19 protein-coding genes are annotated in these 17,970 nt (G+C 53.3%); 9 read left to right on the top strand and 10 right to left on the bottom strand.

All coding sequences use genetic code 11. The features are described from left to right. The first annotated feature begins 144 nt into the window (after positions 1-144). The 7 genes from srlA to gutQ all read left to right on the top strand — a co-directional run bounded on the left by srlA (position 145) and on the right by gutQ (position 5,188). Entirely contained in the window at positions 145-708 is a 564-nt protein-coding gene (srlA, locus tag C1192_RS22140; protein WP_000573320.1) for a PTS glucitol/sorbitol transporter subunit IIC, read from the top strand. Further along, on the top strand, positions 705-1,664 hold the full coding sequence (gene srlE / locus C1192_RS22135) for a PTS glucitol/sorbitol transporter subunit IIB (protein ID WP_038355658.1): 960 nt from the start codon (positions 705-707) through the stop codon (positions 1,662-1,664). The genes srlA and srlE overlap by 4 nt, the downstream gene beginning before the upstream one ends. Positions 1,665-1,674: 10 nt before the next feature. Further along, the gene (gene srlB, locus C1192_RS22130) at positions 1,675-2,046 is read left to right on the top strand and encodes a PTS glucitol/sorbitol transporter subunit IIA (protein WP_016242534.1); all 372 of its coding nucleotides are present in this window, start codon (positions 1,675-1,677) and stop codon (positions 2,044-2,046) included. 3 nt (positions 2,047-2,049) lie between these two features. Then, positions 2,050-2,829: a sorbitol-6-phosphate dehydrogenase gene (srlD, locus tag C1192_RS22125; RefSeq protein ID WP_001077342.1), complete on the top strand. Its 780-nt coding sequence runs from the start codon at positions 2,050-2,052 to the stop codon at positions 2,827-2,829. A gap of 201 nt (positions 2,830-3,030) precedes the next feature. Then, a complete protein-coding gene (gene gutM / locus C1192_RS22120) occupies positions 3,031-3,390 on the top strand; it encodes a transcriptional regulator GutM (RefSeq protein ID WP_000252920.1) in 360 nt (119 codons plus the stop codon). A gap of 66 nt (positions 3,391-3,456) precedes the next feature. Beyond that, positions 3,457-4,230: a glucitol operon DNA-binding transcriptional repressor SrlR gene (srlR, locus tag C1192_RS22115; protein ID WP_000804554.1), complete on the top strand. Its 774-nt coding sequence runs from the start codon at positions 3,457-3,459 to the stop codon at positions 4,228-4,230. Then, positions 4,223-5,188 carry an arabinose-5-phosphate isomerase GutQ gene (gutQ, locus tag C1192_RS22110; RefSeq protein WP_016262458.1) on the top strand — a complete coding sequence of 322 codons (966 nt, stop codon included), beginning with the start codon at positions 4,223-4,225 and terminating at the stop codon, positions 5,186-5,188. The genes srlR and gutQ overlap by 8 nt, the downstream gene beginning before the upstream one ends. Here the strand turns inward: gutQ and norR are convergent. After that, complete coding sequence (gene norR / locus C1192_RS22105; protein ID WP_038355659.1) at positions 5,185-6,699, bottom strand: nitric oxide reductase transcriptional regulator NorR; 1,515 nt, start codon at positions 6,697-6,699, stop codon at positions 5,185-5,187. The two genes, gutQ and norR, sit on opposite strands and share 4 nt — an antisense overlap. A 186-nt stretch (positions 6,700-6,885) precedes the next feature. Between norR and norV the strand changes: the two genes are divergently transcribed. After that, a complete protein-coding gene (gene norV / locus C1192_RS22100) occupies positions 6,886-8,325 on the top strand; it encodes an anaerobic nitric oxide reductase flavorubredoxin (RefSeq protein WP_038355660.1) in 1,440 nt (479 codons plus the stop codon). Next, positions 8,322-9,455 carry an NADH:flavorubredoxin reductase NorW gene (gene norW, locus C1192_RS22095; RefSeq protein ID WP_001516940.1) on the top strand — a complete coding sequence of 378 codons (1,134 nt, stop codon included), beginning with the start codon at positions 8,322-8,324 and terminating at the stop codon, positions 9,453-9,455. Before norV ends, norW begins: the two co-directional genes overlap by 4 nt. A gap of 553 nt (positions 9,456-10,008) precedes the next feature. Here the strand turns inward: norW and hypF are convergent. The 9 genes from hypF to hycE form a co-directional block, all read right to left on the bottom strand. Then, positions 10,009-12,261, bottom strand: a complete 2,253-nt coding sequence (hypF, locus tag C1192_RS22085; RefSeq protein WP_038355661.1) for a carbamoyltransferase HypF — start codon at positions 12,259-12,261, stop codon at positions 10,009-10,011. 151 nt (positions 12,262-12,412) lie between these two features. Continuing rightward, positions 12,413-12,940, bottom strand: coding sequence for an electron transport protein HydN (gene hydN, locus C1192_RS22080; RefSeq protein WP_001078778.1), 528 nt, complete (start codon positions 12,938-12,940; stop codon positions 12,413-12,415). Further along, entirely contained in the window at positions 12,918-13,250 is a 333-nt protein-coding gene (locus C1192_RS22075; RefSeq protein WP_071985576.1) for a hypothetical protein, read from the bottom strand. Before C1192_RS22075 ends, hydN begins: the two co-directional genes overlap by 23 nt. A gap of 21 nt (positions 13,251-13,271) precedes the next feature. Continuing rightward, positions 13,272-14,027, bottom strand: coding sequence for a hypothetical protein (locus tag C1192_RS22070; protein ID WP_038355662.1), 756 nt, complete (start codon positions 14,025-14,027; stop codon positions 13,272-13,274). A 42-nt stretch (positions 14,028-14,069) separates the two neighbouring features. Continuing rightward, positions 14,070-14,540, bottom strand: a complete 471-nt coding sequence (gene hycI / locus C1192_RS22065) for a hydrogenase maturation peptidase HycI (RefSeq protein ID WP_038355663.1) — start codon at positions 14,538-14,540, stop codon at positions 14,070-14,072. Continuing rightward, positions 14,533-14,943: a formate hydrogenlyase assembly protein HycH gene (hycH, locus tag C1192_RS22060; protein WP_001291934.1), complete on the bottom strand. Its 411-nt coding sequence runs from the start codon at positions 14,941-14,943 to the stop codon at positions 14,533-14,535. The genes hycI and hycH overlap by 8 nt, the downstream gene beginning before the upstream one ends. Beyond that, positions 14,940-15,707 carry a formate hydrogenlyase subunit HycG gene (gene hycG / locus C1192_RS22055; RefSeq protein ID WP_038355664.1) on the bottom strand — a complete coding sequence of 256 codons (768 nt, stop codon included), beginning with the start codon at positions 15,705-15,707 and terminating at the stop codon, positions 14,940-14,942. The genes hycH and hycG overlap by 4 nt, the downstream gene beginning before the upstream one ends. Then, the gene (gene hycF / locus C1192_RS22050) at positions 15,707-16,249 is read right to left on the bottom strand and encodes a formate hydrogenlyase subunit HycF (protein ID WP_000493799.1); all 543 of its coding nucleotides are present in this window, start codon (positions 16,247-16,249) and stop codon (positions 15,707-15,709) included. Before hycF ends, hycG begins: the two co-directional genes overlap by 1 nt. Before the next feature lie 9 nt (positions 16,250-16,258). Further along, the gene (gene hycE, locus C1192_RS22045) at positions 16,259-17,968 is read right to left on the bottom strand and encodes a formate hydrogenlyase subunit HycE (protein WP_016159605.1); all 1,710 of its coding nucleotides are present in this window, start codon (positions 17,966-17,968) and stop codon (positions 16,259-16,261) included. Between the last annotated feature and the right edge of the window lie 2 nt (positions 17,969-17,970).

Raw genomic sequence — 17,970 nt, 5'->3', positions numbered from 1 at the left:
TTCATCGACACACCTTCACCATAACTTTCAAATTAAAATATTTATCTTTCATTTTGCGATCAAAATAACACTTTTAAATCTTTCAATCTGATTAGATTAGGTTGCCGTTTGGTAATAAAACAATAAATTCTGAAGGAGAGAACAATGATAGAAACCATTACTCATGGCGCAGAGTGGTTCATCGGGCTGTTCCAGAAAGGCGGAGAGGTGTTTACCGGGATGGTGACCGGCATTCTTCCGCTGTTGATTAGCCTGCTGGTAATCATGAACGCACTGATTAATTTTATCGGTCAACATCGTATTGAACGATTTGCTCAACGTTGCGCCGGTAATCCTGTTTCCCGTTACCTGCTGCTACCGTGCATTGGTACGTTTGTCTTTTGTAACCCCATGACCTTAAGCCTCGGTCGCTTTATGCCGGAAAAGTACAAACCCAGCTACTATGCGGCGGCTTCTTATAGCTGCCACTCAATGAATGGCCTCTTCCCCCATATCAACCCCGGCGAATTGTTTGTTTATCTTGGAATTGCCAGCGGTCTGACAACGCTGAACCTGCCACTTGGCCCGCTGGCCGTCAGTTATCTGTTGGTAGGCCTGATCACTAACTTCTTCCGCGGTTGGGTGACCGACCTGACCACCGCCATTTTTGAGAAAAAGATGGGCATTCAACTTGAACAGAAAGTTCGTCTGGCAGGAGCAACATCATGACACGTATTCGGATCGAAAAAGGGACGGGTGGCTGGGGCGGCCCGCTGGAGCTGGAAGCCACTCCGGGGAAAAAAATCGTCTATATCACCGCCGGTACGCGCCCTGTAATTGTCGACAAACTGGCACAGCTTACTGGCTGGCAGGCTATCGACGGATTTAAAGAAGGTGAACCCGCAGAAGCGGAAATCGGCGTCGCGGTAATCGACTGTGGCGGTACACTGCGCTGCGGCATCTATCCCAAGCGGCGTATTCCCACTATCAATATCCACTCAACGGGCAAGTCCGGTCCGCTGGCGCAGTACATCGTGGAAGATATTTATGTCTCCGGTGTAAAAGAAGAAAACATCACTGTAGTGGGTGATGCTGCTCCACAATCCTCTACCGTAGGTCGTGACTACGATACCAGCAAGAAAATCACCGAACAAAGCGATGGCTTACTGGCGAAAGTAGGAATGGGCATGGGGTCTGCGGTTGCCGTGCTGTTCCAGTCTGGCCGCGACACCATCGACACCGTATTAAAAACCATCCTGCCGTTTATGGCGTTCGTCTCGGCGCTTATCGGCATCATTATGGCTTCCGGTCTTGGCGACTGGATAGCCCACGGTCTTGCTCCGCTGGCCAGTCATCCTCTGGGACTGGTGATGCTGGCACTCATCTGCTCCTTTCCGCTGCTTTCGCCTTTCCTCGGCCCTGGCGCGGTTATCGCGCAGGTTATCGGCGTATTGATTGGCGTGCAGATTGGTCTCGGCAATATTCCGCCGCATCTGGCTTTACCGGCGCTGTTTGCCATCAACGCGCAGGCGGCCTGCGATTTTATCCCGGTCGGTTTGTCTCTGGCGGAAGCCCGTCAGGACACGGTTCGCGTCGGTGTCCCTTCTGTACTGGTGAGCCGCTTTCTGACCGGCGCGCCTACCGTACTTATCGCCTGGTTTGTCTCCGGTTTTATCTATCAATAGAGGTTAAAACATGACCGTTATTTATCAGACCACCATCACCCGTATCGGCGCGAGTGCGACTGACGCTCTCAGCGATCAGATGCTCATCACCTTTCGTGAAGGCGCGCCTGCGGATCTCGAAGAGTATTGCTTCATTCATTGCCACGGCGAATTGAAAGGTGAACTCCATCCCGGTTTGCAATTTTCTCTCGGACAGCATCGCTATCCGGTAACCGCCGTTGGCAGCGTGGCGGAAGACAACCTTCGCGAACTGGGTCATGTCACCCTGCGCTTCGATGGTTTAAGCGAAGCGGAATTTCCGGGCACTGTCCATGTGGCAGGCCCCGTACCCGACGATATCGCGCCGGGATCAGTTTTGAAGTTTGAATCTGTTAAGGAGTAAAAAATGAATCAGGTTGCTGTTGTCATCGGTGGTGGGCAAACCTTAGGCGCGTTCCTGTGCCACGGTCTGGCTGCCGAGGGGTATCGCGTGGCGGTTGTCGATATTCAGAGCGACAAAGCTGCAAATGTGGCGCAAGAAATTAATGCAGAATATGGCGAAGGCATGGCATATGGTTTTGGTGCTGATGCCACCAGCGAGCAGAGCGTACTGGCACTCTCTCGTGGGGTAGATGAGATCTTTGGTCGTGTGGATTTACTGGTCTACAGCGCCGGAATTGCTAAAGCAGCGTTTATCAGCGATTTCCAACTGGGGGATTTTGACCGCTCGCTACAGGTAAATCTGGTGGGCTACTTCCTTTGTGCGCGTGAATTTTCGCGCCTGATGATCCGCGACGGCATTCAGGGACGGATTATTCAGATCAACTCGAAATCAGGCAAAGTGGGCAGCAAACACAACTCTGGTTACAGCGCCGCGAAATTTGGCGGAGTCGGTCTTACCCAGTCACTGGCGTTGGATCTTGCGGAGTACGGCATTACGGTGCATTCACTGATGCTCGGTAACTTGCTGAAATCACCTATGTTCCAGTCACTATTGCCGCAATACGCCACTAAGCTGGGCATAAAACCGGATCAAGTCGAGCAATATTACATCGATAAAGTGCCACTTAAGCGCGGCTGCGATTATCAGGACGTGCTGAATATGTTGTTGTTCTACGCCAGTCCAAAAGCGTCGTACTGCACCGGGCAGTCGATTAATGTCACTGGCGGTCAGGTCATGTTCTGATCAACAGCGGAGATCCTTTAAGGATCTCCGCGAGACTGCCTGATGCGCCACGCTTATCAGGCCTACGCCCCCATACAACACATTGAATTAACAGAACTTTTAAGACCTAATAAGGCGTTCACGCCGCATCAGGCATGAATAAAGCACACACTGTAAACATTCTCAGCGGAAATCCTCCGCCACCACATATAAGGAGAAGTTATGGTATCCGCTCTCATCACCGTCGCCGTTATCGCCTGGTGTACACAACTGGCCTTAGGCGGCTGGCAAATTTCTCGTTTTAACCGAGCCTTCGATGCACTTTGCCAGCAAGGCCGCGTTGGCGTGGGCCGTTCCAGCGGGCGCTTTAAACCGCGGGTCGTAGTCGCCATCGCCCTGGACGATCAGCAGCGCATCGTCGACACCTTGTTTATGAAAGGACTGACCGTTTTCGCCCGACCGCAAAAAATTCCCGCCATTACGGGTATGCATTCTGCTGATTTACGGCCCGATGTGATCTTTCCCCATGATCCATTATCGCAGAATGCTCTATCATTGGCGCTTAAACTGAAACGTAGATAATTTCGTTGTGAATGCTACTTGCTTGCGAAGTTATCATTTTGAAACCTAAATCAGGTAATCACGCCTATGAAACCTCGTCAGCGTCAGGCCGCCATTCTGGAGTATCTGCAAAAGCAGGGGAAATGCTCGGTTGAAGAATTGGCGCAATACTTTGACACCACAGGCACAACCATTCGCAAAGATCTGGTCATTCTGGAACATGCCGGAACCGTCATTCGTACCTATGGCGGCGTGGTGTTAAATAAAGAGGAATCCGATCCGCCAATCGATCATAAAACGCTCATCAACACCCACAAAAAAGAGTTGATAGCGGAAGCCGCCGTCAGTTTTATCCACGATGGCGACTCAATCATTCTCGATGCTGGCAGTACCGTATTGCAGATGGTGCCAATGCTCTCGCGCTTTAATAACATCACAGTGATGACCAACAGTCTGCATATTGTCAATGCGCTATCCGAACTGGATAACGAGCAAACCATCCTGATGCCTGGCGGAACATTTCGCAAAAAATCGGCCTCATTTCACGGGCAACTTGCCGAGAATGCCTTCGAACATTTCAGCTTCGATAAATTGTTTATGGGCACCGACGGCATCGATCTGAATGCAGGCGTAACGACTTTCAACGAGGTCTACACCGTCAGTAAAGCGATGTGTAATGCCGCGCGCGAAGTTATTTTGATGGCTGACTCATCGAAGTTTGGTCGTAAAAGCCCCAATGTAGTTTGCAGTCTTGAAAGCGTCGATAAACTCATTACCGACGCAGGCATTTCTCCAGCGTTTCGTCAGGCGCTGGAAGAGAAAGGGATCGACGTGATCATCACCGGAGAAAGCAATGAGTGAAGCACTACTGAACGCGGGACGTCAGACGTTAATGCTGGAGTTGCAGGAAGCAAGCCGTTTACCTGAACGTCTGGGCGATGATTTTGTTCGCGCCGCCAATATCATCCTGCACTGCGAAGGCAAAGTGGTGGTTTCGGGAATTGGCAAATCGGGCCACATTGGTAAGAAAATCGCCGCAACGCTTGCCAGCACTGGCACGCCTGCTTTTTTTGTCCATCCGGCAGAGGCACTGCACGGCGATCTGGGGATGATTGAAAGCCGCGATGTAATGCTGTTTATCTCGTACTCCGGTGGCGCAAAGGAACTGGATCTGATTATTCCGCGTCTGGAAGACAAATCTATTGCTCTGCTGGCAATGACCGGTAAACCGACGTCACCGCTGGGTCTGGCGGCAAAAGCGGTGCTGGATATTTCCGTAGAACGCGAAGCCTGCCCGATGCACCTTGCGCCGACTTCCAGCACCGTCAATACCCTGATGATGGGCGATGCGCTGGCGATGGCGGTCATGCAGGCGCGTGGGTTTAATGAAGAAGATTTTGCCCGCTCCCATCCAGCCGGCGCGCTGGGCGCTCGCTTGCTGAACAAAGTGCATCATCTGATGCGCCGTGATGATGCTGTCCCGCAGGTGGCGTTAACCGCCAGCGTGATGGACGCGATGCTGGAACTCAGCCGCACCGGGTTAGGGCTGGTGGCAGTGTGTGATGATCAACGACTGGTGAAAGGCGTCTTTACCGACGGCGATTTACGTCGCTGGCTGGTTGGCGGTGGTGCACTCACCACGCCCGTTAATGAAGCGATGACGGCTGGTGGCACCACATTACAGGCACAAAGCCGCGCCATTGACGCCAAAGAGATCCTGATGAAGCGCAAAATCACCGCCGCACCGGTGGTAGATGAAAACGGTAAACTCGCCGGCGCGATTAACCTGCAGGATTTCTATCAGGCCGGGATTATTTAATCCTTCAATCCCAGACGTTTCGCCAGCCGATGCAGGTTGGCGACGTCGATTTCCAGCATCCGCGCACAGGCGGCCCAATTGTGATTATTTTGTGCCAGCGCCTGGCGAATGGTTTCGCGCTGGAACTCTTCTGTCGCTTCACGCAGGTTTTGTTTAACGACGGGCACTGTCGTCACTTCTGGCGACGGCAACGTTACCTCAGGAAAAGCAAAATGTTGCGTCTCAAGAATCACTTCATCACCGCTGCGGGTCGCTCTCGCCAGCACTACCGCCCGATGAATAGCATGTTCCAGTTCGCGCACGTTTCCCGGAAAACGGTAGTGTTGCAATAAATTCCGCGCACTGGCGCTCAACACCACGCGAGAAAGTCCCAGTCGCAGACGGCACTGCTCGCAGAAATAACCCGCCAGCAAAATAACGTCATCGCCCCGCTCACGTAGCGGCGGCACGGAAAGCGGAAACACACTCAGGCGATGGAATAAATCGGCGCGAAATCGCCCTGCCAGTACTTCTTCGTGCAAGTCGCGGTTAGTCGCTGCCAGTACGCGCACATCCACCCGCAAACTGCGGTCATCGCCAACGCGCTGAATATCGCCATACTGCAACACCCGCAGTAGCTTGGCCTGCAATGCCAACGACAACTCACCGATCTCATCCAGAAACAGCGTACCGTTATCCGCCATTTCAAACTTACCACTGCGGTTACTGATAGCGCCGGTAAACGCCCCTTTCACATGCCCGAACAGCTCACTTTCCGCCACGCTTTCCGGCAGTGCGGCGCAGTTGAGATAAACCAGCGGATTCACCGCCCGCGGCGAGGCTTCATGAATCGCTTTCGCCACCAGCTCCTTACCTGTTCCCGTCTCACCGCTAATTAAGACGTTGAGATCGGACGCTGCCACAATCTCAATCTCTTTTTTCAGTTGCGTCATACCTGGCGACAGGCCAATCATCTGCATCTCTTTCACCGCTTCAAACGGCACGGCATGACCCGGCAACATATTCTGGTTTTCCAGTTGTTCAATCAGCAACGCATTGCTTAACGCCCCCGCCGCCAGCGCGGCAATCAGCCGTAACTCTTCATCGCTGAAAACATCGAATTGATCGGGCTGCATCCCGTCGAGCGTCAATGCGCCAATCAGGTTTTGCCCGGCAAACAATGGCAGACCAACACAGGCATGAACCTTCAGACTCTCCTGCCCGGGAATCAAACCGTCATAGGGATCGGGTAATTCGCTGTCTGCAGGAAAACGCACCACGTCCCCGGCGCGGGCAATCGCTTCCAGCCGCGGATGCCCTTCCAGCGCAAAGCGTCTGCCGAGCACATCTTTTGCCAGCCCGTCGATGGCGAGCGGAATAAATTGCCGCGAGTCGTAGCGCAGCAACGCTGACGCATCACACTCCAGCACCTGACGCAGCGTGGTAATCAGGCGTTGAAAACGATCCTGATGGCCAATCCCGCGCTGCAATTCGATGGCGATATTCGCCAGCACATCAACGGAAAAACTCATCTTTGCCTCACTGTCAATTTGACTATAGATATTGTCATATCGACCATCTGATTAATAGTCATTTTGACTACTCATTAATGAGCATAAATTAATTTATATAGTAAAAACAATTAGATAAAAAACTGGCGCGCAATCTGCAATTAACAAGACATCTTTTTAGAACACGCTGAATAAATTGAGGTTGCTATGTCTATTGTGGTGAAAAATAACATTCGTTGGGTTGGTCAACGTGACTGGGAAGTGCGTGATTTTCACGGCACAGAATATAAAACGCTGCGCGGCAGCAGCTACAACAGCTACCTCATTCGCGAAGAAAAAAACGTGCTAATCGACACTGTCGACCATAAATTCAGCCGCGAATTTGTGCAGAACCTGCGTAATGAAATCGATCTGGCAGATATCGATTACATCGTAATTAACCATGCAGAAGAAGACCACGCCGGGGCGCTGACCGAACTGATGGCGCAAATTCCGGATACGCCAATCTACTGTACTGCCAACGCCATCGACTCAATTAATGGTCATCACCATCATCCGGAGTGGAATTTCAACGTGGTGAAAACCGGCGACACGCTGGATATCGGTAATGGCAAACAGCTCATTTTTGTCGAAACACCAATGCTCCACTGGCCGGACAGCATGATGACTTACCTGACGGGCGATGCAGTGCTGTTCAGTAACGATGCCTTTGGTCAGCACTACTGCGACGAGCATCTGTTCAACGATGAAGTGGATCAGACCGAGCTTTTCGAACAGTGCCAGCGTTACTACGCCAATATCCTGACGCCGTTCAGCCGCCTGGTAACTCCCAAAATCACCGAGATTCTGGGCTTTAACTTGCCGGTCGATATGATTGCCACCTCTCACGGTGTGGTGTGGCGCGATAACCCGACGCAGATTGTCGAGCTGTACCTGAAATGGGCGGCGGATTATCAGGAAGACAGGATCACTATTTTCTACGACACCATGTCGAATAACACCCGCATGATGGCTGACGCTATCGCCCAGGGGATTGCAGAAACCGACCCACGCGTAGCGGTGAAAATTTTCAACGTCGCCCGGAGCGATAAAAACGAAATCCTGACCAATGTCTTCCGCTCAAAAGGCGTACTGGTTGGGACTTCGACGATGAATAACGTAATGATGCCGAAAATCGCCGGGCTGGTGGAGGAGATGACCGGATTGCGCTTCCGTAACAAACGCGCCAGCGCTTTCGGCTCCCACGGCTGGAGCGGCGGTGCGGTTGATCGTCTTTCTACGCGCTTGCAGGATGCAGGCTTCGAAATGTCACTTAGTCTGAAAGCCAAATGGCGACCGGATCAGGACGCGCTGGAGTTATGTCGTGAACACGGTCGTGAAATCGCCCGTCAGTGGGCGCTCGCGCCGCTGCCGCAGAGCACAGTGAATACGGTGGTTAAAGAAGAAACCAGTGCCACCACAACAACCGACCTCGGCCCACGGATGCAGTGCAGCGTCTGCCAGTGGATTTACGATCCAGCAAAAGGCGAGCCAATGCAGGACGTCGCGCCGGGAACGCCGTGGAGTGAAGTTCCGGATAACTTCCTGTGCCCGGAATGTTCCCTCGGCAAAGACGTCTTTGATGAACTGGCATCGGAGGCAAAATGAGCAACGGTATTGTGATCATTGGTTCGGGCTTCGCCGCCCGCCAACTGGTGAAAAATATTCGCAAACAGGACGCCAGTATTCCATTAACCCTGATTGCTGCCGATAGCATGGATGAGTACAACAAACCTGATCTCAGCCATGTTATCAGTCAGGGACAACGTGCCGACGACCTTACCCGCCAGACGGCGGGAGAATTTGCCGAACAGTTTAATCTGCGCCTGTTTCCACAAACCTGGGTGACGGATATTGATGCCGAAGCCCATGTGGTGAAAAGCCAGAATAATCAGTGGCAGTACGACAAGTTAGTGCTGGCAACCGGTGCCAGCGCCTTCGTCCCGCCGGTGCCTGGGCGTGAGTTAATGCTTACTTTAAATAGTCAGCAAGAGTATCGCGCCTGTGAAACGCAACTACGGGAAGCGCAGCGCGTGTTGATTGTCGGTGGCGGCCTGATTGGTAGCGAACTGGCGATGGATTTTTGTCGGGCAGGCAAAGCAGTCACGCTGATCGACAACGCCGCCAGTATTCTGGCATCGTTAATGCCACCGGAAGTAAGCAGTCGCTTACAACATCGGTTGACGGAGATGGGCGTCCATCTGCTGTTGAAATCTCAGTTACTGGCGCTGGAAAAAACGGATTCTGGCATCCGTGCAACCCTGGACCGCCAGCGCAGCATCGAAGTGGATGCGGTGATTGCCGCCACCGGGCTGCGCCCGGAAACCGCCCTGGCACGACGCGCCGGGCTGACGATTAATCGCGGCGTTTGCGTCGATAGTTATCTGCAAACCAGCAATGCCGATATTTACGCGCTGGGCGATTGCGCGGAAATTAACGGTCAGGTACTGCCGTTTCTGCAGCCGATTCAACTTAGCGCAATGATGCTGGCAAAAAATCTGCTCGGCGCTAATACGCCTCTGAAACTACCGGCGATGCTGGTAAAAATCAAAACGCCGGAGTTACCACTGCATCTGGCAGGGGAAACCCAGCGTCGGGATTTACGCTGGCAGATTTGTGCCGAAAACCAGGGAATGGTGGCACGCGGTCTGGACGATACCGATCAGTTACGTGCCTTTGTGGTCAGTGAAGATCGGATGAAAGAGGCGTTTGGATTGTTGAAAACGTTACCGGTGTAGGCGCATCTGGCTACTGTGCCCAAAATGCCAGCGTCGCATCAGGCAACACGGTTGTCGGATGCGGCGCGAGCGCCTTATCCGACCTACGGAGAGCGCATATGTTGATCACATAATGCGTTCATGACGCATCCGCCTACTGTGCCCAAAATGCCGGATGCGACGCTGGCGCGTCTTATCCGACCTACGGGGAGCGCATATGTTGATCACATAATGCGTTCATGTCACATCCGCCTACTGTGCCCAAAATGCCGGATGCGACGCTGGCGCGTCTTATCCGACCTACGGAGAGCGTATATGTTGGTCACATAATGCGTTCATGTCGCATCCGCCTACTGTGCCCAAAATGTCGGATGCGACGCTGGCGCGTCTTATCCGACCTACTACGGAGAGCGCATATGTTGGTCACATAATACGTTCATGACGCATCCGCCTACTGTGCCCAAAATGTCGGATGCGACGCTGGCGCGTCTTATTCGACCTACGGGGAGCACATGTGTAGGCCGGATAAGGCGTTTACGCCGCATCCGGCAATGGTGTCCAAATGCAACACGTTTTATCCGTTCTGGACTTCTTCCGCCAGCCAGCGAGCCGCAGCAATAACCCCCTGCCCCAGAGATAATCCACCATCACCCGCAGGTAAACTCTGCGGGAAAAGCAATGTGAAATCAACGAGATAATGCGCCAGACGTGCACGCAGCAGGCGGTTATGAATAACCCCGCCGCTGAATACCAGCCTAGTGATACCGCGCATCGTAGCCTGCTCGCGCATCAACTCGGCAAACCCCTGCGCCAGCGCATCATGAAACGCCCACGCCCGTTGATTAACCGGAGCTTGCCAGTTCAGCCACTGCCGCCAGAAAATGGCGAGATCCAGGTGATTATTGACCAACGGCATTGTCACCGGATGCTTCACGCCGTGGCATGAAGACGCCAGCGCCTCCAGCGTACAAGCCGCTTCCCCTTCATAACTTAACGTGGCTGGCGCACAGCCCAGCGCCGCCGCCACGGCATCGAACAAACGCCCGCACGATGACGCCAGCGGCGCGTTAATGCCTCGTTCAATGGCCCGCGCCAGCACGCTCCAGTTTTGCTGTTGCACACTTACCGTTTCAGGATAATTCTGCCACTCCGGCACAAAGCGCAGGCACTGCGCCAGCAGGTTACGCCACGGCTGCTTTGCGGCAAGATCACCACCAGGAAGCGCCACTGCAGGCAAGCCGCCCAGGCGCTCGCATTCACGATAGTTCACCCGCAGGCACTCGCCGCCCCACAAAGCGCCGTTCTCGCTCATACCGATACCGTCAAGCGTCAAAGCAATGACATCACCGCCATCCAGCGGCCAGTTATGCTCCGCCAGACACGCCGCCGCATGAGCATGATGATGCAACACCGTTTGCGTCGGCAGATTCATTTCACTCGCCCACTGGCTGGAGACATAGCCCGGATGCGCGTCATGCACAACACATTGCGGGGTGAAATCGTAGATGTTCTGCATCAGGCGTAACGCTTCGCGCCACTGCATCTGGATACCATCGTCGCTTAAATCGCCCAGATGCTGACTCAACACGGCTTGTTCACCGCGCACCAGGCTGAAGGTGTTTTTCAGATCTGCGCCAAGACACAGCATCGGCGGCACATTTTTAAAACCCGGCGGCAAAGCCAGCGCATCCGGTACATAGCCACGCGAACGGCGCAACATTTCGCCACTTTCGCGCACTACCGAGTCATCCATCCGCTGCACAATATCGCGGTTATGCAACAAGAATCCGTCGGCAATGTCCTGCAAATCCTCCAGCGCCTGTTCATTGCTGATAGCCGGAGGTTTGCCACTCAGGTTGCCGGAGGTCATCACCAGCGGGCATTGCAGTTCCTGCAACAACAAATGTTGCAGTGGATTCGCAGGCAACATCACCCCAACTTCGTTAAGGCATGGGGCAATATCGTCACAAAGTTCGGGAACGTATTTTTTATCCACCAGCACAATCGGCGCGGCAGGCGTGGTGAGCAACTGACGGACAGCCTCTGGTAGGTTTTCTACCGTTGGCAACATAACCGCCAGCGGTTTCGCCGGGCGATGTTTGCGCGCTCGTAGTGTTGCTATCGCGTCACTGTTACGTGCATCACAGGCGAGATGAAATCCGCCAATCCCTTTGATGGCGACGATTTTTCCCGCTTTTAACTGTGCTATAGCAGCCTGTAAAGCAGCCTCTTGTTTGGCATGTACATCATTACTTACCCATTCAAGATGCGGACCACATTCCGGGCAAGCCACCGGCTGGGCATGGAAGCGACGATCGAGCGGGTCGCGGTATTCTTTGTCACAGGCCGGACATAACGGAAACGCTGCCATCACGGTAAATGGGCGGTCATAAGGCATCGCGCGAATAATGGTGAAACGCGGGCCGCAGTGGGTACAGTTGATAAACGGATAACGATAACGCCGTTCGCCCAGGGTATTCATTTCAGCAAGACAGGCAGGGCACGTGGCGGCATCCGGAACAATTTGCGTATTCATGGTGCCGCCTGTGCTCTGGCGGATAGTGAACTCAGTGGGCAGTTGTGACCAGATAAACGGCTCACGCTCAACGCTATCAATACGCGCCAGCGGCGGGCAGTGTTGATGCAATTGAACAAGAAACGTTTGCGGATCTTCCAGCAGCCGGACTTCCACGCCATCGCCGTCATTACAGACATCGCCGTGAAGATTTAATTGCTGTGCCAGTTGCCAGACAAACGGACGAAAACCAACGCCCTGCACTTTGCCACGAATACGCAGTTGAACACCGCAAGATGTGTTTTTTGCCATTGAGTTATTCCCGCCATCATGAATCCATAACCCACCCTACCGGATGCGACAGCATCGCATCCGGTAGTCACAGGTCAGCAATATCGCCCGCTCCGTATTCTACGAATATTTCGGGGAATTCCTTTGATGCCAGAATAGTTATGTAAGATTTTTAGAACATCATCGCCGTGCGGCGGCGTTTTTCTGCGCTCAGTTGCTCAAGTTTATTACGATCGACACAAATCAGCGCATGCGTCGGGCACGCAGCCATACACGCAGGGCCGTCTTCACGATGGTTACACAGATCGCATTTATTGGCTTCGGCTTTATCGGCACGTACATTCAGCCCCGCGCCGCTGTTGCGAATCACCGGACGCACCACCACTTCCATCGCGCCGTACGGGCAAGCCACAACGCAGGTTTTGCAACCAATGCAGCGTTCCTGCATGACATGAACAAACCCTTTATCACGGCTGATAGCACCATTCGGGCAGACATTAGCGCACGGAGCATCTTCACACTGACGACAAACAGTAGCAGTGGAAATGTTCACACCTTTAATGACATGGATACGCGGTAAAAAAGTTTCCGGAGTCAGCGAAGCGCAATCCTGATTTTCCTGATGAGAAACCACGCACGCTACTTCACAGGTACGGCAACCAATACATTTACTCGCGTCAGCAATGATGAAACGGTTCATCAAATTCTCCAGCAATGACAGTTAATGCGCCGATACATTCATAAATCATGCCAGTTTTTAATTTGCTGTTATATAAGGAAAATAATTTTCTGGGGCCGACAAAAACACTGTCATCGACACTAGTGACGATGACATGTGATGACGGTAAGGCAATGAGAGAATCGCAGTGAATCAATTTTCTGATGAATGTTTTATCGTCGCCAGTATAAAAAAGTGATTGCCAGTAATGGTGAAGATTTAGATTAGGCAACCCTGCCGGATGCAGCTTACACGTCGCACGAACCATCCAGGCCCGATAAACGTAGCGCATCAGGCAATTTAGCGTTTGCTGTCAGAGCTGATTCACCCCATCAAGCACATCCCCCTTTATCAAACAACGCTGCGTCAGCGCCAGATCTTCCGTTTGCGGGTCGCGCCCGGCGATGGGTTTGATGATGAGTTTACGGTTGGGGGTATAAGCAAAACGCGTGAGAGCGGGATAGCTTAACTTGCCAAACCAGCCGTGAACGCGCTGCCATTTGGCGTCTTTTACCTGATACAGACTGGTTATCCAGTAACCAGAATCAAACTGCATATCCAGCAATTGCGTGTGACCATTGCCTTGCAAATCCAGCAAATCATCTACGCCAGTTTTGCTTGCGGTGTAAAAACCATCGACCTGGAAAACACACGGGCGACCTTGCTGATTAAAGGTCATCAGGATCAAAAACGAGGAAGGCGCCAGCCCGTTTCCCGAAACGCCTCGCCAGATAACCAAATCCTGAATGCCATTACGATCGAGGTCAGCACGGTAAAATTGCGCATTACCCGCCATATTTTGCAGCACACCCACAGGCACAAACCAGGATTTACCAGCGCGGTCTTTAGCGGTTAATTGCCAGTAATCCTCTTCATTTGGCATCTTCTCAAGCGTCACGCCAGCAACGCCCACTTTTCTAAAATGCCAGTTTTGAACGGTAAAATAAGGCATGGCCAGGAGAGATTTCAGCGCACGCTTTTGCGCGTATTCGCTGTCACTCATCGGCAGATATTCGGTAAAGCTGGTGGCCTGCGCAGGCAGCACAAAGCCCAATAAAAAAGCGCACATCCCTGTCCTGATTTTCAATTCCCTGAATTCCTTAACGAAGAACTACTCTTCTTCCGCCGCTAACTGCGCAAATCCGCCGTTTCCTTCCCAGCCTTCCAGCCGTTGATAAACGGTTTCCACCGCATCTTTAATCGGCTGGGTCATCGGGTAGTAAAAGCCGACGATATCCGGCTGGATACCGAGGAAAATCACTTCGCCAATATCTTCTTTCAATTGGTCGATAAGGTAATTCAACGGCATGTTATGGGTCGTCATCATAAACATCTCAGCGATGTCATCCGGGTCGATGATGCGGATCTCGCCGGGGTTTAGCCCCATATCAGTGGCGTCGACAATCAGCAGTCGTGTCGGGCGCAGCTCGCGGATGGCGACAATGTCGTTTTCCGGTGCGCTACCGCCGTCAATCACCACCCAGTTACCTTTCGGCGCGGCGGCGCACTTTTCTACCAGCAACGGGCCCGCGCCATCATCGCCCATCATGCTATTGCCAACACAAAGTAAAACGTCAGTCACGCAATCTCCTCACCATCAAATAGATGGCGTTTTCCTGATGAATATCATGCAGCATACTTAACAGCATTGTACTCCATTCCTTCTGCTGCGAAGTTTGCGCTGCCCGGGCTTTATCGAATGCATTGGCCAGCATCGGCACATGGTTAATGTCGATGACGATCTCACCGTATTTCGGCACGCCTTCCATTTTTCGGCGGGCTTCGCTGCCCGCCTCCAGTGTCGCAATCCATGCCAGGTATTCATCCCACGGGCAGGTAAGCGCCGCTTCCAGGCAATCGATAACCCCAAGGTGGTGACCAATCGCCAGGCTGTAATAGACCACCTGCTGCGCCTCAGAAGGCGTGGCATCGTTCTCATCAATAAATTTACGGCTCAGTTGACTGAACACCACCTTTTCACTCATCGGATACGCGCCTCTTCAACAACATGATTCAGATGGCTGACAATCTCGTTCAGACGCGGATCGTTTTCCGCCTCCAGCCAGCGTGCAACCTGCTCTTCGCCCTGCCCTAACTGCGTCAGGAAATCATCAGCAATCTGGCGACCGTAACGGTAACCCGCCAGGCGGCGCGCTTCGCGATCCACTTTTACGCGCAGCGGCTGCACCATTTCCGGGTGCAGGATTTCTGCCGGTTGTTCATCCAGTTCGCCGGGGCCACGGGCGTGGATTTTCTGTTCCAGCAAACCGAGCGCCATCGCAAAGCCGTACAGCGTGGCGGCAGGCGTTGGCGGGCAACCCGGAATGCAGACATCCACCGGGACGATTTTATCTGTACCGCCCCACACGCAGTAGAGATCGTGAAAAATGCCGCCGCTGTTACCGCAGGCACCGTAGGAGATACAGATTTTCGGGTCCGGCGCGGACTGCCACGCACGCAGCGCAGGGGATCGCATTGCACGGGTGACCGCGCCGGTAAATAGCAAAATATCCGCATGACGCGGGGACGGAACGACTTTAATGCCGAAGCGTTCTGCATCGAACAGCGGCGAAAGCGTGGCAAAAATTTCGATTTCACAGCCGTTGCAGCCGCCACAGTCCACGCGGTAAACGTAGGCAGAACGTTTGATTTTTTTCAGTAACGACGCCTTCATGCTGGCGATGGATTCATCCACCGTCATCGGGACCGGAATGCCGTTGGCGTCACGGGGGCCTAATAAATTGCTCATCAGATGGCCTCTTTCATATGGCGAGTCAGTTCAATACGGTCGGACGGCACCAGGCATTTCTGGCGCTTACATTCCGGGCAAGTCTCAAAGCTTTCGCGGTGGTTTTCCGCGCGGCTGTCGCCGTTGTGCTTAAGCAGCGCAATGGCGTAGTCGATCTCTTTCTGTACGGCGAAAGGACGATTGCAGACGCGGCAGTTGCACAGCGCGAAACGGGACTGTTGCAGGAAGTCTTCTTTCTTCCACACTGCCAGTTCGTACTCTTGCGACAGTTTAATCGCCGCTGTCGGGCAGACTTCTTCGCAGCGGCCACAGAAGATGCAACGACCAAGATTGAACTGCCACGCCAGCTCACCAGTGGCGAGGTCGGTTTCAACCGTTAAGGCGTTTGACGGGCAGGCATTAACACAGGCCGCACAGCCGATGCACTGCTGCGGGTTCTGCTCTGGCTTACCACGGAAGTTTTTATCAACCGCAATCGGCTCCAGCGGATAAGACGAGGTCGCCGTGCCGGTTTTGATGACTTTTTTGATAAAGGTAAACATGGCGATTCCTTATTTCAGCGGCGAGTTTTTACGCTCAATGCTGTAGCGCTCAAGTTCTTTGTACGGCACCACTTTGCTCTTCTTCTTACGCACATCGACCACGGTCATGCGGTCGGTACAGGAGTAGCAAGGGTCGAGGCTACCGATAATCAGCGGTGCATCAGAAACGGTGTTGCCACGCAGCATATAGCGCAGGGTCGGCCAGTTAGCGTAGGTTGCCGCGCGGCAGCGCCAGCGGTACAGCTTCTGGTTGTCGCCGGTCATGCTCCAGTGAATATCATCACCACGCGGCGCTTCGGCAAAGCCCAACGCAAAACGGTGTGGAATATAGGTGAATCCTTCCACCGCCAGCGGGCCACCTGGCAAGTTATCCAGGCCGTAGTCGATCATATTGAGCGAAGTAAAGACTTCGTTGATACGCACTTTCAGGCGCGAAATAACGTCACAACCCTGTTCGCTGTGTACTTCCATCGGCAGCAAGCCATAACCAACAAACGGGTGATCGGCACGGGTATCACGAGCGTGGCCGCTGGCGCGAACCATCGGCCCAACGTTACTGAAGTCGCGGGCGATTTCTGGATCAAGACGACCAATTCCGACGGTGCGCTGTTCCATGTTTGGCGTACTCAGCAGCACATCCACCAGTTCCCGCACTTCACGACGCATTTGCTGCGCCAGTTGGCGGGTCTGGATCATGTCATCTTTCAGTAGATCGCGACGAATCCCGCCGATCAAGTTCAGACCGTAAGTTTTACGCGCCCCGGTGAGGATCTCCGCCATTTTCATGGAGGATTCGCGCACGCGGAAGAACTGCATAAAGCCGGAGTCAAAGCCAGTAAAGTGGCAGGCAAGGCCGAGGTTGAGCAGATGCGAGTGCAGACGTTCCACTTCCAGCAGAATGGCGCGGATCATCTGCGCACGCTCTGGTACCTGAATGCCCATCGCGTTTTCCACCGACGTGGTGTAGGCGGTGCTGTGGGCGAAGCCGCAGATCCCGCAAACACGGTCAGAGAGGAACGTCACTTCGTTATAACCCATGCGGGTTTCCGCCAGTTTTTCCATACCACGATGGACGTAGAACAGGCGGTAGTCGGCGTCGATAATGTTTTCGCCATCGACGAACAGACGGAAGTGCCCCGGTTCGTCAGAAGTGACATGTAGCGGACCAATCGGTACAACGTTATTTTTCTTATCACCCAGTTCGTTGATGAACTCGTAGGTTTCAGCATCGGTGGTCGGTGCCGGACGCTGACGATAATCCATGCTGTCTTTACGCAGCGGGTAGAGTTCATCCGGCCAGTCATCCGGCAGCACCAGACGACGTTCATCCGGCAGGCCAACCGGAATCAAACCGTACATATCGCGCACTTCACGCTCGCCCCACACCGCCGCCGGAACGCGCGGCGTCACGGACGGATATTCTGGTTTGTTGGCGTCAACTTCGACACGCACGGTTATCCAGCACTTGGTGCCCTTCTCCATCGACAGCACGTAGTAAACGGCATAATGGCCATTCAGTTTGCGCTCGTCGTTACCAAACAGCACCGACAGCCAGCCACCCTGTTTGTAGTAGAGAAACTCCACCACTTCCGGCAGGTAGTTCACCTTTACGGTAACGGTAAGCTGATCTTTGGTCTGCCAGGCGTGGTCCAGCACGACGCCCGGAAATGCCTCATTCAGCGCGGCGAGATAATGTTGACCTAATTTTTCTTCAGACATGC

It is taken from the genome of Escherichia marmotae, from assembly GCF_002900365.1.
Taxonomy (GTDB): Bacteria; Pseudomonadota; Gammaproteobacteria; order Enterobacterales; family Enterobacteriaceae; genus Escherichia; species Escherichia marmotae.
This window is presented reverse-complemented; position numbering and strand designations above follow the sequence as displayed.

Excerpts from the sequence above, each read along its gene's own strand:
- srlA (WP_000573320.1), top strand. The coding sequence starts at position 145 with ATGATAGAAACCATTACTCATGGCGCAGAGTGGTTCATCGGGCTGTTC.
- hypF (WP_038355661.1), bottom strand. The coding sequence starts at position 12,261 with ATGGCAAAAAACACATCTTGCGGTGTTCAACTGCGTATTCGTGGCAAA.
- gutQ (WP_016262458.1), top strand. The coding sequence starts at position 4,223 with ATGAGTGAAGCACTACTGAACGCGGGACGTCAGACGTTAATGCTGGAG.
- srlR (WP_000804554.1), top strand. The coding sequence starts at position 3,457 with ATGAAACCTCGTCAGCGTCAGGCCGCCATTCTGGAGTATCTGCAAAAG.
- srlD (WP_001077342.1), top strand. The coding sequence starts at position 2,050 with ATGAATCAGGTTGCTGTTGTCATCGGTGGTGGGCAAACCTTAGGCGCG.
- hycG (WP_038355664.1), bottom strand. The coding sequence starts at position 15,707 with ATGAGCAATTTATTAGGCCCCCGTGACGCCAACGGCATTCCGGTCCCG.
- norV (WP_038355660.1), top strand. The coding sequence starts at position 6,886 with ATGTCTATTGTGGTGAAAAATAACATTCGTTGGGTTGGTCAACGTGAC.
- srlB (WP_016242534.1), top strand. The coding sequence starts at position 1,675 with ATGACCGTTATTTATCAGACCACCATCACCCGTATCGGCGCGAGTGCG.
- hycH (WP_001291934.1), bottom strand. The coding sequence starts at position 14,943 with ATGAGTGAAAAGGTGGTGTTCAGTCAACTGAGCCGTAAATTTATTGAT.
- hycE (WP_016159605.1), bottom strand. The coding sequence starts at position 17,968 with ATGTCTGAAGAAAAATTAGGTCAACATTATCTCGCCGCGCTGAATGAG.
- norR (WP_038355659.1), bottom strand. The coding sequence starts at position 6,699 with ATGAGTTTTTCCGTTGATGTGCTGGCGAATATCGCCATCGAATTGCAG.
- C1192_RS22070 (WP_038355662.1), bottom strand. The coding sequence starts at position 14,027 with ATGTGCGCTTTTTTATTGGGCTTTGTGCTGCCTGCGCAGGCCACCAGC.
- srlE (WP_038355658.1), top strand. The coding sequence starts at position 705 with ATGACACGTATTCGGATCGAAAAAGGGACGGGTGGCTGGGGCGGCCCG.
- C1192_RS22075 (WP_071985576.1), bottom strand. The coding sequence starts at position 13,250 with ATGCGCTACGTTTATCGGGCCTGGATGGTTCGTGCGACGTGTAAGCTG.
- norW (WP_001516940.1), top strand. The coding sequence starts at position 8,322 with ATGAGCAACGGTATTGTGATCATTGGTTCGGGCTTCGCCGCCCGCCAA.
- hydN (WP_001078778.1), bottom strand. The coding sequence starts at position 12,940 with ATGAACCGTTTCATCATTGCTGACGCGAGTAAATGTATTGGTTGCCGT.
- hycF (WP_000493799.1), bottom strand. The coding sequence starts at position 16,249 with ATGTTTACCTTTATCAAAAAAGTCATCAAAACCGGCACGGCGACCTCG.
- gutM (WP_000252920.1), top strand. The coding sequence starts at position 3,031 with ATGGTATCCGCTCTCATCACCGTCGCCGTTATCGCCTGGTGTACACAA.